At 60.3% G+C, this 17,760-nt stretch carries 10 protein-coding genes; 7 read left to right on the top strand and 3 right to left on the bottom strand.

The annotated features are described in order from the left end of the window. Positions 1-91 precede the first annotated feature (91 nt). The 4 genes from metG (at position 92) to J3U87_RS20200 (ending at position 4,849) form a co-directional block, all read left to right on the top strand. Positions 92-2,224 (top strand): methionine--tRNA ligase, encoded by a 2,133-nt coding sequence (metG, locus tag J3U87_RS20215; RefSeq protein ID WP_237377589.1) that lies wholly within the window; start codon positions 92-94, stop codon positions 2,222-2,224. After that, complete coding sequence (locus tag J3U87_RS20210) at positions 2,208-2,963, top strand: TrmH family RNA methyltransferase (RefSeq protein ID WP_237377588.1); 756 nt, start codon at positions 2,208-2,210, stop codon at positions 2,961-2,963. The genes metG and J3U87_RS20210 overlap by 17 nt, the downstream gene beginning before the upstream one ends. Positions 2,964-3,188: 225 nt before the next feature. Beyond that, entirely contained in the window at positions 3,189-4,256 is a 1,068-nt protein-coding gene (gene pheA / locus J3U87_RS20205; protein WP_237377587.1) for a prephenate dehydratase, read from the top strand. Positions 4,257-4,267: 11 nt separating this feature from the next. After that, positions 4,268-4,849 carry a DUF6265 family protein gene (locus J3U87_RS20200; RefSeq protein ID WP_237377586.1) on the top strand — a complete coding sequence of 194 codons (582 nt, stop codon included), beginning with the start codon at positions 4,268-4,270 and terminating at the stop codon, positions 4,847-4,849. Between the two features lie 1,428 nt (positions 4,850-6,277). On the opposite strand, the gene J3U87_RS20195 is transcribed toward J3U87_RS20200, so the two are convergent. Both J3U87_RS20195 and J3U87_RS20190 read right to left on the bottom strand, forming a co-directional pair. Next, positions 6,278-9,118 (bottom strand): M36 family metallopeptidase, encoded by a 2,841-nt coding sequence (locus J3U87_RS20195; RefSeq protein ID WP_237377585.1) that lies wholly within the window; start codon positions 9,116-9,118, stop codon positions 6,278-6,280. 765 nt (positions 9,119-9,883) lie between these two features. Next, positions 9,884-10,807: a MerR family transcriptional regulator gene (locus J3U87_RS20190; RefSeq protein ID WP_237377584.1), complete on the bottom strand. Its 924-nt coding sequence runs from the start codon at positions 10,805-10,807 to the stop codon at positions 9,884-9,886. Positions 10,808-11,027: 220 nt separating this feature from the next. On the opposite strand from J3U87_RS20190, the gene J3U87_RS20185 reads away from it, so the two are divergent. Further along, the gene (locus J3U87_RS20185) at positions 11,028-12,077 is read left to right on the top strand and encodes a YbgA family protein (RefSeq protein WP_237377583.1); all 1,050 of its coding nucleotides are present in this window, start codon (positions 11,028-11,030) and stop codon (positions 12,075-12,077) included. Between the two features lie 41 nt (positions 12,078-12,118). Here J3U87_RS20185 and J3U87_RS20180 read toward each other — a convergent pair whose 3' ends face one another. Continuing rightward, positions 12,119-13,483, bottom strand: coding sequence for a cryptochrome/photolyase family protein (locus tag J3U87_RS20180; RefSeq protein ID WP_237377582.1), 1,365 nt, complete (start codon positions 13,481-13,483; stop codon positions 12,119-12,121). Positions 13,484-13,757: 274 nt separating this feature from the next. On the opposite strand from J3U87_RS20180, the gene J3U87_RS20175 reads away from it, so the two are divergent. Together J3U87_RS20175 and J3U87_RS20170 are read left to right on the top strand one after the other, a co-directional pair. Further along, positions 13,758-14,609: an SDR family oxidoreductase gene (locus J3U87_RS20175; RefSeq protein ID WP_237377581.1), complete on the top strand. Its 852-nt coding sequence runs from the start codon at positions 13,758-13,760 to the stop codon at positions 14,607-14,609. Between the two features lie 542 nt (positions 14,610-15,151). Then, complete coding sequence (locus J3U87_RS20170) at positions 15,152-17,722, top strand: trypsin-like peptidase domain-containing protein (RefSeq protein WP_237377580.1); 2,571 nt, start codon at positions 15,152-15,154, stop codon at positions 17,720-17,722. Positions 17,723-17,760 lie beyond the last annotated feature (38 nt).

The raw sequence follows: 17,760 nt of genomic DNA, 5'->3' as shown, positions 1-17,760 counted from the left end.
TTGGGCGGGCCGATGAATTGAGGTACAATGCGCCCCTATCAACGAAAGTGCGGCCGCTTGTGCCGCGACTCGGTATCGGGGGATAGTCACCATGGCCCAGAAGAAAAAGCTGATCACCTCGGCCCTGCCCTACGTCAACAACGTACCTCACCTGGGTAACATCATCGGATGCGTCCTCTCCGCCGATGTATACGCTCGCTTCTGCCGATCCCGCGGTTACGAGACGCGCTACGTATGCGGCACCGACGAATACGGCACGGCCACCGAGAACAAGGCCCGCGAAGAAGGCCTCACACCTCGCGAGATTTGCGACAAGTATTACGCGATCCACACGGAGATCTACAGGATCTTCGACATCTCTTTCGACACCTTCGGCCGCACCTCGACGGAGGAACAGACGGAAGTCGCCCAAGCGATTTTCAAGGATTTGGATCGAAACGGGTTGATCACGGAGAAAACCGAAGAGCGCACCTACTGCGAGCACGACGCGATGTTCCTGGCCGATCGCTTCGTGGAAGGCACCTGTCCCAATTGCGGTTACGAAGACGCACGCGGCGATCAGTGTGACAACTGCGGCAGCCTGCTGGATCCGGAGAAGCTGCTCTCACCGCGTTGCAAGATCTGCGGGAACCCGCCCGTGCGCAAGCCGACCACCCATTTGTATCTCAAGCTGGACAAACTACAGCCAGGACTGCAGGCCTGGTTCGAGAAATCCTCGAAGGAAGGTCGCTGGACCCGCAACGCGATCCAAACCACCAACGCCTGGCTGGACCAGGGGCTGCAACCCCGTCCCATCACACGCGACCTGAAATGGGGCATTCCCGTGCCCAAACCCGGTTTCGAAGACAAGGTCTTCTACGTTTGGTACGACGCGCCTATCGGCTACATCTCCATTACCGCCAAAGACTTCGACGACTGGAAAGAATGGTGGCACAACCCCGACGAAGTGGAACTCTACCAGTTCATGGCCAAGGACAACATTCCGTTCCACACCGTGATCTTCCCCGCCTGCCTGCTCGGCACGGGCGTCAACTGGTCGTTGCTGCACCACATCAACAGCACCGAGTACCTCAATTACGAGGACACCAAGTTCTCCAAGTCGCGCCACATCGGCGTCTTCGGCACCGACGTCGTTTCCACCGGTATCCCCATCGACCTGTGGCGCTTCTATCTGTTGCTGATCCGTCCGGAACGCAACGATTCGGCCTTCAAATGGGAGGAGTTCTTCGAGCGCGTCAATTCCGAGTTCACCGACAACATCGGCAATCTGGTGAACCGATCGATGGTCTACCTGAAAAAGAACTTCGACGGAGAGATTCGCGACCTACCGCTGGACGCGGACCACGAGGCATTCGTGGCGTCGTGCCGCGCCGAATGGGAAAAGCTGACCCAGGCCCTGGAAGAGGTCCGGCTGCGCGACGGCCTGCGCCACATCCTGAACCTGGGCGACATGGGCAACAAGTTCTTCCAATCCCAGGCACCCTTCAAAAAGATCAAGGAAGACCGCGATCAGGCCCACATGACCGTATCGCTGCTGGCCTACCTGGTGCGCAACATCGCCATCGCACTCGGACCCTACATGCCGGGAACGGCACGGCGGGTCTTCGAAATCATGGCCTTGGATCACCCGGCCTGGGCCCAGGGCACCGAGTTCCGCGGGCTCGACGGCCACCGCATCGGGCAGCCGGAGATCCTCTACGCCAAACTCGAAAAGGAACGGGCCCAAAAACTGGCGCGCAAATTCAGCGGCAACAGCCCGGAATTCGGTCGCTTCCAGATCGTGGTGGGCCGCATCGACAAGGTGGAGCCCCATCCCCACGCCAACCGCAGCTTCCTGCTGTCGGTGGACCTTGGCGAGGGACGGCAACGCCAGATCGTGGCGGCCCTCGCGAAACACTACGAAGCCGCCCAACTCCAGGACCGCCAGGTGTTTGTGTTGGCGAACCTAAAACCGGCCGAGCTTCAGGGCATGATCTCCGAGGGCATGCTGCTGGCCGCCGAGAAACGCAAGAAAACGGAATTGCTGGATGCGGCCCCCTTCGAGGTGGGTCAGTTGGTTTCGGTCGCCGACCAGAAAGTCCAGCACGATGAGATCGGGATCGACGTGTTCAAGGGTGCGCCGTTCAAAGTGGTCGACCATCAGGTGCTCTTCGACGATCAGGCGCTGACGGTCGGCGACGCCCCCCTTCGCACCGATCAGATTCAAAATGGAAAAGTCTGCTAGATCGATCAGCCTTCGCAAGTGGTCGCGGCTGGCGGCCCGCCGCCAGCACGCGCTGCTGGCCGAGTTGGTGGCTTGGGCCCAAGCCGCACCGGAGGCCCACGGGCCAGAGTTCCGGCGGCGATACGGTGAATTGACCGAGGCCGCCGAGCTCGACCGCTTCGCGATCCCCCCATGGCTGGCACCGCACGAGGCCCTGAACGAGCTGCTGCGGTTCCACCAGGCTCTGGCGGGAACGGAGGCGACACCCGAAACCGAAGACCACCCGCTGAGCTGGCAACCCACATTCGCGGTGGAGGTGGTGCTGGATCAGGTGCGCAGTGCCTTCAACGTGGGCTCGGTCCTGCGGCTGATCGACAATTTCGGCTTCTCCGGCCTGGTTCACGCCACGGCCGGCCTGCGCCTCGACCATCCACGCCTGGTTCGCGCGGCACGCGGCGCCCAACGGTGGATTCCCTGCCGGCTCGAAACGGATCTGGCAGCCTACTTGACCGCCTCCGACGTCCCCGTGATCGGTCTCGAATGCGCCGAACGTGCCCGCGACATCCGCGATTGGCAACCGCCGCCGGCCTGTCGTCTCCTGCTGGGCAACGAGAGCTACGGCATCGCCGCGGCACTCCGCGAACGCTGTGACGAACTGGTTTATATCCCCATGCACGGCTACAAGCGATCCATGAACGTGCATCACGCCCTGGCGGTGGTCGCCCAAAAAATAGTTGAGCATCAAGGTCGACTCCTGTAATCTTCATCAAAATTTGGCCCACCCCGCACGACCTCACGGATGATCGCCTCGCGGCGGTGGCACCGAATGACCAGGACGCTTCGGATTCGACTCGGCCGGCACCGGCTCGGGCGCGGTCGCGTTTCCCCACGCGAACGATCTCCGAAGCGGCCACCGAACGCCCGTCCTCGATCCCCCAGCCCCGGACGGGCCGCCCTTATTTCCCCATTCCAAAAGGCGGCGAACATGGACCAACTTCCCAAGCTTCGCGAGGAGATCGACCAACTCGACGATCAAATCCTCGAACTGTTGAACAAGCGTGCCAAAGTGGCGATGGAAATCGGCCACCTCAAAAAGGTATTGCGCAAGCCTTTCTACGTGCCCAGCCGAGAGCGTGCCATTTTCGAGCGGCTGCGCAAAGAGAATCCCGGCCCCTTCCCTTCCGACGCCATCGAGACCGTGTTCCGCGAGATCATTTCCGCTTCCCTCTCGCTCGAATACCCGATGAAGGTGGTCTACCTGGGCCCCAAAGCCACCTTCACCCACGTGGCCGCGCTCCAGAAGTTCGGTAAATTGGCGCAACTCGCCGCCTGCAAGTCGATCGCCGCGGTGTTTGACGAAGTGGCCTCGGGCCGCGCGCTCTACGGCGTCGTCCCGGTGGAGAACAGCAACGAGGGCGCGGTTACCCACACGCTGGACATGTTTCTGGAATCGGACCTCAAGATCATCGAAGAACATTACCTGGAAATCTCCCACGACCTGTTGGTCCGTGAGGGCGAGCTGAACGACATCCGCCGCATCTACAGCCATCCCCAGGCGCTGGATCAATGCCGCCGCTGGCTGGAGGATCACCTGCCGCACGCCCAACAGGTGGTGGTGACCAGCACGGCCCGCGCGGCGCAGATCGTCGCCGACGAACCCCATTCCGCCGCCATCGCCAGCCGCCACGCGGCCAATCTCTACAAATTGCGGGTCCTGGAATCCAACATTCAGGACAACCACGAGAACTACACGCGATTCCTGGTCATCGGCCGGGAAATGCTCGAGCGCAGCGGCCACGACCGAACCGCCCTGCTGTTCGCCTTCAAGGACCGTCCCGGTGTCTTGGGCGAAATGTTGGAGCCCTTCAAGAAACACGGCCTGAACCTGATGAAGATCGAAAGCCGGCCCGTGAAGAAGAAGGCGTGGGAGTACGTGTTCTTCCTGGATATCGCCGGTCACATCGAAGACCCGGAGCTCACTGCCGCGGTCAAGGAACTGGAGGAATACGCCACCTTGTTGAAGGTGCTCGGTTCCTTCCGCCGCAATCGCTAGGAGGCAACACCATGAGACAGGCACGGCAGATCGCGAACGCACTTCACACAATGGTACCCGCCAAGCGAGCCGGCAGAACACGGTGTCGCGCGGCGCTGCTCACTTGGCTGATCTGCCTTGCCTCGCTCGCACCCGCGGTGGCGGGCGAGAAAACCCCGACCGACCCCACGCCCTCGATGGACCGGCTCGGCTGGCTGACGGGCCACTGGCGCGGCGAAGCGGGCGGTATCGTCATGGAAGAGTGGTGGACGGCACCGGGAGGCCAACTCCTGCTGGGCCTCCACCGAGACAGCAAGCCGGCCAAAGAAGGCGCCGCACCGCCCAAAGGCTTCTTCGAGTACCTGCGCATCGAGGGCGGCGCAAACGGCATCCACTACCTCGCCAGCCCCATGGGGCGCGAGCCGACCCCCTTCAAACTGGTCCGGCTGGACGGGGAGAAGCAGGTCGCCGTATTCGAAAATCCGGGCCACGACTACCCGCAACGCATCGTGTACGAGCGCCAGGGGGATGCGCTGGTGGCGCGGATCGAAACGATCGAGGGCACGAAGCGGAGGCAGTGGCAATATCGACGCGTGGGAGATTTTTCGAAGTAATCGCGGATCGCAATATCCGCATTCCGAGAGAAACTTTTTACCAAAAAAGTCACAGAGGCTGCGCAGAAGAGACGCCGTGCCTGTAGGTGGAGCAGCTTGCTCCACCAATCGAAGCGACGTCCGTTTCGGTCATGTATAGGGCCAAAGAGCGGAGCGATCCGTTCTCCCGAGCAGGTCAAAGCCGGGATTGAAATCCTCTCGATCGAATCGGTACATCGCGTCGGAGGAGCTTTGGCTGGTTGAGCAAGCTACTCAACCTACAGGCTTTACGAAACTTGGGGCTTGCGGGAACCTCGTGCCGGTTGGCTCCGACGAACTGCCGATCTTAGGTGAACGGATCCCCGACCCGAATCGGGTCGACCCATCGTAGAGCGTGATCCGGGAGTTCCCGCATCTCGAGAGGGCGGCAAGGCCTGTAGGTTGGCCCGCTGGGCCGACGCGTCGAAGCAACCCAAGCAACAGCAATCAATTCCGCCAAAGAGCGAAGCCGCCCCTTTCCCTCACGACCCCCATCGAAAGCCGTAAGGTCCAAAGTCCCCGGATCGCGTGAGCGACGTAAGGCCTGTAGGTTGGCCCGCTGGGCCGACGCGTCGAAGCAACCCAAGCAACAGCGATCAATTCCGCCAAAGAGCGAAGCCGCCCCTTTCCCTCACGACCCCCTTCGAAAGCCGCAAGGTCCAAGGTTCCCGCATCGTGAGAGCGACGTAAGGCCTGTAGGTGGAGCAGCTTGCTCCACCAAACGAAGCAATTCTCTCGGAATGAGCGTGTGATTCCAAAAGCGAAGCGTACGCTCTCCGCACATGGTTTCGAAGCGGCTCGAGCAAAGAGTATTCCAAAGCCGAGGAGAGGTATCACAGCAATTGGCTGGCCGTCCAGGTAGCCTTCCGAAACATCTCGACCATGGAAAACCTGTCGTTATCTCCGGTAGCTCAACCTACTGCACGGCGCTCTTGGGATTCGGATATTTTGGAGCTGATTACTTCGACGAAGTACTTCAATCCGAGAGCTTGGGCTCCGCCCTTCAACATAACATTTGCTGTTACACAAGGCACTTCGATTGGTGGAGCAGGGCCGGTAAGGCAAGCTGCTCAACCTACATGCCTTATACCCCTCACACGTCACAGGCACTTTGGACTTTGCGACTTCGAATTGGGGTCGCGAGGGAGATTCCTCGCTTCGCTCTTTTACCACTCGATCTTGCGAAGCCTGGGCCGCTTCGAAAAGTCGGCCGGGCCGGCCAACCTACTGCAGGCCCGCCCCTCAAAAACTGCGGGAACTCCTCGGATGAATCGCTTCGACAAGTTCAGCCGGCGGCTGAACCTACCAGGCGCGACGAACCTTTCGGGCTTGCCGGGAACTCCGGGCTTGGCGCAAAAAAAAGAGGCGATATGCATCGCCTCTTTTCGTTTTGCGTGATGGTTGCGTGGTTTACTTGGCCGCGACTTTCGCCGGCGAAGCGGCGTTGATCAACGCGACGTAGTCGATCACATCCAAGATACCATTGTTGTTGGAATCCTGGCCCGCGCAGATCTCGGTCAACCAGTTCGAATAGGCTTCGTTGCCCAACTGGATCGGCGGCGCCACTTCGACCACCATGGCCGCGGAGGTGGTCGACTCGCACTCGTGGGAAACGATACAGGTGTAGGAACCCGCGTCACCGTTGACCAGGCTGTCGATCTGCAGAACCGGCAGGACCGCACCCTCGATGTTCTCGCCGTCTTTCTGCCATTGGAACTGGAGGTTGTATCCTCCTCCGTCGACGGACAGCGTGACCGATTCACCCTCGCAGAAGCTGCCGCCTTCGCTGGTGGGATCGACCGTCGGGAAGGAGCCGGCGCAATTGCACTCCGCCGGTACGGAGAAATCTTCGACGGAGTCCGTTACACTCGCGGAACTTCCCTGATCGGCGTTGACACCCATGCCGCGGCGGGCGAAGGCACGCCAGATGGCGCAGGCATTGGCGCCCGCATTCAGTTCGAGGTCGGCCGCCAGAATGGCGTCGCGCGCATCGATGAAGCCCGGCGAGCAAGGCTGCCGCTTGAGGCCTTCATTCACGAGGCGCAGGGCCAGGTTGTTGCCACCGGTGCCCTGGTAAAGGTCCGCGTCGTAGCCGTAGTCGTCGACCAGGTTCCAGTACATGTCCCAAAGGGTCGTACAGAATACGAAGCCGACACCGTGGGGAACGCTGACCTCGGAAATGGTGGTGTAGGTGGCCGGGTTGACGGTCATGTCGTTGGCGTAGCGGAATGGACGGATACCGGGACCGTCGACTTCCTGGAAGGAAGAGTAGGTGCCGATACCGCGCGGCAGGCCACGGGGAAAGTCCGGCTGCTGGGTGAAGTACAGCGTGAGGAAGTCACTCCAACCTTCACCGGCCTGCTCGGGAGTGGTTTGGGTGTTGAGGCAGAAAACCTGGCTAGGTCCACCGGTCAGGCGGTTGGACAAACCGTGGCCGTATTCGTGAACGATGATTCCGGGATCCAGGTCGCTGTCGCGGTTGAAGAAGAGCGCGGCCTTGAAGGTGACCTGAACGTCCTCGCCACCCAGAATCGCCTCCTTGAGGGAGGTACCGAACGTCTGACCGACGAACAGGGAGGGAATGTTGATGTCCTCGGCGTTGTCGCCACCGGGATTGACGAGCCCGTCGCCTTGGTTGTTGACGATGATGACGCCGATGGCACCCGCGTTTTGGGCGTTGCGCACCTTGTCGACGAAGGAGCAACTGCCGCGGTCGAGCAGGGCGATGTTGCCGGTGATGGTGGCACCGTTGATGAGCGCCTGACAGGCGTCGGTGGTGGATCCGGTTCCGTCGCCCACATCGCCGTCATCGACGACTTCCACGTTGCCGGTCAAATCGTTTTCGAGCTGATCGCCGAAAGACGCCAGACTGGCGACACTGGTGCCCACCAGATCGACCGGCGCCAGAACTTCGACCCCGGCGGGACCGGTGAACTCGTACATCCGCATGCGGGGATTCAGTCCCTCGGCGGGCGTCGAGAAGTTGGCGTTGTTGCGGGTCTGGTCGGTAGGTTCGAGATCGGCGCGCGACTGGGACTGGGCGTTGACGGAGTCACTGCCGGTGCCCTGGCCGCTGTAGTTGGTTTCCTGGAAGTTGCCGCCGGCTTCGTCGAAGCCGAAGAAATGCAGGATGTCGTGGGACAGGTTGTTCCAGAAGAACAGGTTCACGGTCGCACCCGCCAAGTAGTCGATCGGCGGCGAATCCAGCGGGTAGGTCACGTCGAAGGTCAGGCTGGGACCACCGTCCGGATCGTCGTTGGGTGTGGGCGGCGTGTCGTTGCCGTCGCGATCCTGGTAGGCGTGGACGTTGTTGCCCTCCGTCGTGGTGAACTCGGCGCCGGCGACACCGTCGGTGTCATGCCAACCGAAAGGAGATGCATCGGGATGGGCGGGATCGTTGATCGTGGTGAAATCCCCGTGGTTGGGAGACTCGGCCGGCAACGGCAGCACGTTGTAGGAAGAGCCGTCCACGCCGCCGAACTTGGCGAACAACTCGACGAGGTGTTGCCCGGTGGCTCGCGATGCCTTGTAACCCACGATTTTCTTGCCGGGCTCGCGATAGGGTGCATGAAAAGAATCGTGAATGGTGTAGTTGAACTTGCCCAACACCTCACCATTGGACGCGTTCACGTACAGGCGCCACCAGTCGTCCTTGCGGATCTCGTCGAGTTCGACCACCCAGATCAGGGGCACGCCGCGATCCGCGGTCGGCAGATAGCGCAAGTGAACGGTGATGTCGCTGCGAGAAAGGGTCGCACCACTGAAGGTACGACGCTCGGCGGGCCCAACCTCGGAACTCTGCAGTTGCAATTCCTCGGGAGCTTCCAAACCGAGGTGCTCGGCCGACTTGATGATGGCCAGCTCACTGGATACTGAATCATCGGGGGTTTGCACGGCTTCGGCCAAATCGGCCACGAACCGGCTTTTAAGCGTGAGCAGGCGCCCCTCGCGCGTCACGGTCGCGTTGAGAATCGCGGTTTCCACCGCGATGCCACGATGGGTTTGGGTCAAGTACAAGTGGGTGGAACCCGTTTGTGGCGAGTGCACCTCTTCGATGATCGGATCGGCCACATCTTCCGCGGTCAAGCCAAGTGAACTCAAATTGGCGCGGATGTAGTCCATGACGACCTGTCGGGGACCCGAATCGCTGGGCCCGGTTAGATACTCGATTTTCCCTGGCTGACTTTGGGCGAGACCTGTGCCACACAGCCCCAAAATCAAAGCGCAAGAAGCAAACCTGATTAGCTTCATCAATTACTCCCTCAAGGTTTTGAGGGCCCCTCCCTCGAATCCGCCGCACTGACGAGGCAGCCTGATGCGGGTGCCCTCAAATCGTTCTTCCACAAACCGGCGGTCATGAAGTCAAACGCTGCCTCGTTTTCAGGTGAACATTGTAAAGGTTTTCAAACTTCCCTGTAACCATCAAAACACATGTCCCTAACAAAGTTGAACCTAGCCGGAGGTGAGCCCCGTGATTTTTCTTTGTTTCGCGCCCCGAGCCCGGACTTTTCGAAACTACGGACGGGCCGAGCAAAGATCGAAATCGATCACGGAAGGATCGAGGGGCCCGACATATCTGCTTCGCACTTTTACCACTCGATCTCGAGAAGCGCGGGTCGCTTCGAAAAGTCGGGCAATCGATCTTTCCGGCTCATCTTCGGCTAAATAGTCTGCCCACGAATCACGCAGATTGACACGGATTTTAAAACCATCTTCGGATCTCGGTTTCCAAGATTTTGGGTGACGGCCGATACGGCGCAGATCACTCCGTGAAATTGCTTCGATTCGTGTCGATCCGGGTATTCCGTGGATAAACTCCTTTCACTCCGTGTCTCTGCGATATCAGTGGTGAACAATCGAATAATCGGTGCTCAGGATGAAGGAAGCGCTTCATGGCGCCCACCTCGCCGCGAAGCACACCCCCTCCGAAACACAAAAACGCCCCGAACGAAGCCGCTGTCCGCCCGGGACAAGCGATTCGTCGGGGCGTTTGAGATCAATGGAGGAGTGTCGAAATCAGGACTGGGGATGGTATTTGGAAAGCTGGCTCTCGAAATCTTCGAAAGAAGGCATGGGGTTGATGCCGATCGTGCGCAATGCAGTGAACAGGCTTTCGTTGTGGTAGAGACCGGTCAACAGGATATCGGTCTTGACCGACAAGCCCTTGCGCAGGTGGCGCAGGAGGTTGGCGCGGTCGTGAAGGCGCATCAGCCCGGGTTGCACACCCAAGGTGACCGCCACGGCCTGGGTTTCTTCGGCAGCCTCCAGGATTTCGTCGACAGGAAGATCGGGGCCCAGGTAGATGGCCCGCAAACCGGAGGAAATGGCCAGCATGGCATCGACCAGGATGCCGAATTCATGATTTTCGTTGGGCAGGGTGGTGAACAGCACGGCCGGTGCGTTGTTGGGCTTGTGCATCACGCGCACCAGGGTTCCCAACACGTTGCGCATGGCGGCCAGCGCCAGGTGCTCTTGGGCCACACGCCACTCTCCGCTGTGTTGGGCATCGCCCATCTTTCTCATGAGCGGAATGGCGAACGTATAGATGAACTCGCGAGGCTGCATCAGGGTCACCATTTTGCCCAGCAGTTCATCGGCGCCTTCCTGGTCGTAGTGCTTGATCTTGTCGACCAGTTCGCTCGTCTCTTCGGAAAAATCGTGGGCGCGTTCGGGACGGGAACGGGGCTTTCTGGTGGGGGCGTTGTAGGGAAGGCTCTCGAGATCGCCGGTATTCAAGTTGGCGATCTGACCGATGCTGTGGCCCATGCCGACCGCCCGCTTGAGCAGCTTGAGCCGGTAAATGTCATCTTCGGAAAACAGGCGACCGCCTTTGGCACGCTCGGGGTTGAGGGCGCGGTAACGGCGTTCCCAAGCCCGAATGCAATCAACGGAAACGCCGGAAAGTCGAGAAGCGGCTCGGATGGGAACTTTGACACTCATGATGCCTCCTTGGATATTCCCTAAAATGTAGCTGTTTTTTTTATTTGTCAACCAAATATCCAGTTTTTTTCCAGCCAACAGCTTGACATGACAGAATTCGATTATCATACTCGTATACGATGTAAGTCCTGAAAAAAGTTTGAACATAAGCTAGACAATTTTCAAGCCAAGTGGACCGTCGGCCGATGAGCCAAAGCACCGAGGATTGCGGGAGGATTTCGTGAAAAACCCTAACCGGAACCCCACAAACGAGACCGGCGGCCAACCGCGCCAGACGACCCGATCGGGTCTCGGTGACCCATTTCGCGGAGGCTTGGACCTCGGCAAGCCCAACTTGGGTATATCTCTGTGTTTGTTGGGCGAGAAGGTTCGATTCAACGGCGGCCATTGTCACAACCATTTCGTCACGAGCGTGATGGCTCGTTACGTGAATTGGATTCCGGTCTGCCCGGAAATGGGGGCCGGATTGGGCACCCCCCGCGAAGCGCTCCGACTTGTCAAGCGCGAAAAGGAGGTCCACCTCGAAGAAAGTCGCACGGGAATTGACCGAACAGTTGTTCTTCACGCTTTTTGCGAGACTTTCCTGAATTTTTTGTCCAACAAAAATCCACATGGCTTCATTCTCAAACGGAAGTCGCCTTCGTGCGGCATGGAACGGGTTCCCCTCTATCGAGAAGACGGCCACCGCATCGGAGTTTCCGAAGGGGTTTTCGCCCAAAACCTCCGAAAACGGTTCCCTCTGATTCCAATCGAAGAGGATGGTCGTTTAAACGACACGAACCTACGTGAAAATTTCATCGAACGCATATATGCCTATCAAAGATGGTCATTTTTTCTGGCGAACGACCCCACCCCGGCGGATTTGGTCGTCTTCCACCGCCGCCACAAAATGCAGTTGACGGCGCATCAGCCGGCGGTCGCCAAGGAATTGGGTCGCATCGTCGGTGCGGCGGGCACGGGAGACTGGCAAAAACGGGTGGACGCCTACGGCGAGATGTTCATGCACTGCCTGGAACAGCATGCGGCCACCGGAAAGCACGCCAACGTGCTCTATCACCTGCTCGGGTTCCTGAAGGACCGGATGCAGGGTGAAGACAAACGGGAAATGATTCACCATATCGAGCAGTACCGCCGCCGGCATACACCGCTGAGTGTGCCCTTGGCGCTCCTCAACCACCATCTGCGGCGGTTACCGCACCCGTGGGTTCAGGGCCAGACCTACCTGCAGCCGTATCCCGCCGATCTGCGAATGGGCCAGCTCCTGCGCTGAAGCGGGCGGCTCTCGCCGGAGGCATCGGGATCGCGAAACGGTCAGTCGAAAAGGGAATCCCGTTCCCGCGGGTCCGGAGTCGAACCGTCCAGTGCCGCTTTGTAGACCGAAATGGCGCGTTGCCGCGCCAACTTGTGATCGACCATGGGCGCCGGATAGTCGCCGCTGCCGAGTTCGGGAACCCAGCGCCGGACATAGGTGCCGTCGGGGTCGAACTTCTTGGCCTGTAGCCAGGGGTTGAAGACGCGAAAATAGGGCGCCGCGTCGCAGCCGCACCCGGCAGCCCACTGCCAATTGCCGTTGTTGGCGGCGAGGTCGTAGTCCAACAATCGCTGGGCGAAATGCCGTTCACCCCAACGCCAATCGATCAGCAGGTGCTTGCACAGAAAACTGGCGACGATCATCCGCACCCGATTGTGCATGTAGCCGGTTCGATCGAGCTCGCGCATGCCGGCGTCGACGATGGGCACCCCGGTATTGCCGGCGCACCACCGTGCGAACGCCTTTTCGTCCCGGCGCCAGGGGATGCGGTCGTAGTCGCGCCGAAAGGCGCCTTTGACCACATGGGGGAAGTGGTGGAGGATCTGCATGAAGAAGTCGCGCCACACGATTTGGCTGAGGAACACGGGATCGATGTCCCGCGCCTGCCGGGCGACATCGCGAACGCTGAGCGTCCCGAACCGCAAATGCAGGCCGAGACGGGAGGTGATGTCGCGCGCGGGAAAGTCCCGTTCCTCACCATACCGCCGCAACGTGTCGCGGTGAAGGGCCGTGCCGGGGAAGCTCGATTCGGACGCCTCGAAACCCAAATCGGCAAGGCTCGGCAAGGGAGGCGATGTGGTGACTCGGTGGAATCGATGACGCAACGGTTGCACCGCACAGAGGGCCAGGTCGGCCTCCGTCAGGCTGGCCAGCCACTTGCGCTTGTAGGGGGTGAACACGGTGTAGGGCGAGCCCGATTGGTTGAGGATCTGATTTCGCTCGAAAACGCATTGATCCTTGAAGCTCTCAAAGGTAGCGCCCGAAGCCGTCAACAGCTCGGCGACCCCTGCGTCGCGCCTTACCGCATAGGGTTCGTAATCGCGATTGGTATACACGGCACGGACGCGGACCCGCTCGGGCGCAGCGGCCGACAATCGCCCAAACACCTCGATCGGCGTTCCTTCGAACACCCATAGGTCCGAACCCCAGGAGCGCAGTTTTTCCTTGAGCCCACTTAGGGTCCGATGGATGAAAGTAACTCGGCGATCGCGGCGATCCTCCAACTTGTCCAAGATATTTCTATCGAAAATGAAGATGGGAATCACCGGATGGGGACCTCGTAGCGCCGCCTCCAACCCCCGGTTGTCTTCCAAGCGCAGATCGCGACGAAACCAAAACAGTGAGACGGATACCTCTTCAACCATCGAATACACCAACCTCCACGGATAACTCACTCGTTAAAAACGAGTTATACAAAAACGGCCGAGCGGTTCCCCAAACCTTGCCCGCAACCCCGAGCCCGAGATTTCCGGCTCGGCTTCCGAACCGGGGCCGCGATGAGGTCACATTTCCATTCGCTGCGACACAATCCATGCTATGACTTTTTGGGTTGCGGCCAAGGGCAAATTTGGCGCTTTGGCGCCATCGGGAAATCTGGTCGGATCGGGACATGTACATCATGCGGGGAGGCTGTGCGGCATGCGCATATTGATCGCCGGTTGCGGTGACTTGGGAACGCGTTTGGGATCGATGCTGGTGTCGCTGGGACACGAGGTTTGGGGATTGCGACGCAATGCGGAACGCCTACCGTCCGACCTGCGGCCGATCGGACGAGATTTGACTCGAGACGACCTGGGAGACCTTCCCGTCGTCGACGTCCTCTACTACACCGCCAGCGCCGGGGAACGCACACCGGAAGCCTATCGGCGCGCCTACGTGACGGGCATACAACGCCTGGTGGCGGCCTACGCCCACAGGTCGGACCGACCGCGCCACCTTTTCTACACCTCGAGCACCGGTGTCTTTCACCAAAGCGGCGGCGCTTGGGTGGACGAGGACTCCCCTTGCGAACCCACCGGATTCAGCGGACGCACCCTGCTGGAAGGCGAAGAAGTGATCGCCGGTGCGAGCATTCCGGGCACGGTGGTGAGGTTGTCGGGCATCTACGGTCCGGGCCGACACCATTTGATTCGCGCGGTGTTCGGCGGTGCCTCCTACCCCAGCGACCCGCCGCTGTTCAGCAACCGGATTCACGTGGACGACGGCGCCGCTTTTCTCGCCCACCTGTTGACCGTCAACCACCCGGCATCGCGATATCTCTGCAGTGACGGCGAGCCGGCAACGATGGACGAGGTGGCGAACTGGATGCGCGCGAAGATGCGAACCCTGGGATTGTCTCCCCGTTCGGAGTCAGAAAACCCCGCCCCCGGACGCGCCAATCGCCGCGTGCGCACCGACCGCATGCGGGCCACGGGTTTCCGGCCGCGCTTCGCGAACTACCGAGAGGGATACGCGGCGCTGCTGACCCAATGGCGGCCCGATAGGGAATGAATTCACGGTACGGGCGACGGCTTCGCGTTCCATCGCCAAATCGGGGACAAAACCTCGTCAAAATCACATTCTTTCGGGGCGCGATGCCTTTTCGATACCTCGGCACTTTTGTTCTCATGATACTATAGGCGCATTATCCCGGTGGATAACTACAAGGAACGTGCAACCGTGGAAACCTTCCCCTACCCTCGACCGGCTATCGCGCAGCGGCTCTCAGGCCATCCCGAACGGGAATTCGCACGATCGGTTTGCCAGGATCTCGACGGCAAAGGAGAACTGGTCGAGTGAGCAATCCCATTTCCTAGAGGACACAAGGAAGATTCATCGGCATGACGGTTGACGCCTCGGAACCCGATTCACCTGATATTTTCTATATCCATACCCCATATTCGATTATTAGGATTGTCGAATCATTTCCGCGATCCCTTCGAAGATGGTTCGGCCGGGCCTTCGGTCCTTCATCGGCGCCGAAGACCCGAGAGTCCCATCATTCGAACGATCGCCCACCGGGAGTTTCAGCGATCCATTCGGAGAGAGAACATATGAATTGCAAAAAGCCCAGCTTGCTCCCGGCTCGTCTTTTCGTAGCCGCCCTGTTGTTCCTTGCGGGCCCCGCCCTGCTCGCGGGTCCCGACGGCCGTCCCGGTGGCCGCCTTACCGTCGGTGAAGTATTGCCGACCCTCAACGAAACCGAACATCCCTATGCGACCTACGAGACCGAAACGGCCGAACTGGTTTGGCAACAGGAGATCCACCATCCCGGCGCCAAATACATCAGCCCCTACATCACCAAAATGGATTTGGCTCCCGGCGATTTCCTGATCGTGCGCAGCCCCGACGGGAGCCGGTCCTCCCGCTACACCGGCTACGGCCGCAAGGACCTGGGCAAGGGCCCTGGTTTCTGGGCGCTGCACATTCCCGGCGATACCGCGATCCTGGAACTCTACAGCTATGGTAGCGCCGCCGCCTACGGGGTCACCATCGAAAAATACGCGCGCGGCTACACCCACGACGAAATCCACGAATTCAACGAAGACTTCGAACGGGCCCTGTGCGGCGACGACGACTCCCAGGAAGCGAAGTGCCTGAGCGGGGACGAACCCGAGATGTACGAGTCCTCGCGCGCGGTGGCTCGCCTGTTCACCAACGGCATCTACTGGTGTACCGGTTGGTTGATCGGTGACGAAAACCACCTGATGACCAACCAGCACTGTATCGAAAACCAGAGCTGGGCGGACAACTCCACCGTGGAAATGATGGCCGAGGGCGACACCTGTGAAACCAATTGTGCGTCCGGCGGAGCCTGTGCCGGCACCGTCCTCGCCGAGGCGGTCGACCTGGTGCAAGTCAACGAACCGCTGGATTACGCCCTGGTCAAGCTGCCCGAATCCGCCGGAGACGCGGCAGGTACCTACGGCTTCCTGCAGTTGCGTGCGTCCGGCCCGGAACTGGGCGAGCGCATCTACATTCCCCAACATCCGGCCGGTTGGGGCAAGCGGATCGCCAATGCCTCCACCCACCCCCAAGACGCCGACGGCCTAACCTACGTGTTCAGCGTCACCGAAGCGCCTTGCAACGCCGGTGCGCCTCCCGAAGTGGGGTATTGGACCGATACCCAGGGCGGTTCTTCCGGTTCTCCGGTCTTGGGCTACTCCGATCATCGCGTCATCGCCCTACACCACTGCCGCGGCAGCGCGCTCAACTGCGGCGATCCCAACCGCGGCGTTACCATCGATGCGGTGATCGCCGATCTCGGCAGCAACCTGCCTCCCAGCGCGGTGTGCCCGACCGTCGCCGGTCCGACCTCGCTGAACGCCGAAAACACGGCCGACAACCAGGTCTCCCTTTCCTGGCCGGCACTGGACGGCGAGAACATGCGGTACAACCTCTACCGCGGGCTCGGCACTTGCGACCTGCGCGAGATGACGCAACTCGCGGCCTCCCTGGAAACCACCAGTTACGTCGACAACGAAGTCTCCGGCACGCTGACCTACAACTACGCGGTCGTCGGTTTCCTCGACGGTTGCGAAACCCTAGCCTCGCCCTGCATCGAAGTCACGCCCACCGGCGTCTGCCAGGAACAGCCCACCTTCGCCGGTCTCGAATCCATCGCCAACGTGGGTGAGGAAACCTGCGCGGTGCAGCTCTCCTGGCGTGCGGGCTCCGGCTTCTGTGGTCAATCCATTCGCTACAACGTCTATCGCGGCGAAGTGGAAGATTTCGTTCCCGGCCCCGTCAACCGCGTGGCCTCCTGCCTGACCACGACCGACTATTTGGACGTCGACGTGTTGAACGGCCAGACCTACTACTACATCGTCCGCGCCGAAGACGGCGACTCGGTGGGCGACGGCAATTGCGGCGGTCGCGAAGAGACCAACGTGATCGTCCAGAGCCTGGCCGTGACCGGTGCCGAGGTCAACAGCTTCCAGGATACGTTGACCGACAATGCCGACAACTTCATGGAAATGACCGGCGACGCCGATTCCGGCACCACCGGCTGGTCCCACAGTCGCGAAGACGGCAACCTGCATTGCCCAAGCGCGGAGACGGTTCAAGACCAGAGCATCGCCTTCGTTCGAGGCTACGACCTGCCCGATGCGGCCAGGCTGTTCCTCAGCTTCATGCACCGCTACGACTTCGAAGCTAGCTGGGACGGCGGGGTTCTGGAATACAGCCTCGACGGCAGCCATTGGGCCGACATTCTCGAAGGCACCGAGGACGTACCCGCCAATGCCGATCGCTTCCTGATCTCCGGATACGACGTGACCCTGCGCGACTCGGTCAATCCGATCTCCGGACGTCAGGCCTTCAACGGCAACTCGGGAAGCGAAATGCACCAGACCCGTGTCGATCTGACCGATTTCGCCGGCAAGACGATCTGGTTCCGCTGGCGCGCCGGCGCCGACGGTTCCGTCAACCGCACCGGATGGTGGCTCGACGACATCGTCCTGAGCCATACCGCGGATTGCCAAAACGATTCGGTTCCGGACTTCAACTACGACATGTGGCACAACAGCGACCGCTACCACGGGCACTACGACACCGACGGAAACGGCATGATCGACGTGCTCGATTTGGTCGATCGGTTGAACCAACTTGCGAATGCCCGCTAAAGCTATGGTAAAAAGTTAGGTTTTCAAAAACCTGCCCA

Source organism: Sulfidibacter corallicola (genome assembly GCF_017498545.1).
GTDB classification, from domain to species: domain Bacteria; phylum Acidobacteriota; class Holophagae; order Acanthopleuribacterales; family Acanthopleuribacteraceae; genus Sulfidibacter; species Sulfidibacter corallicola.
This window is presented reverse-complemented; position numbering and strand designations above follow the sequence as displayed.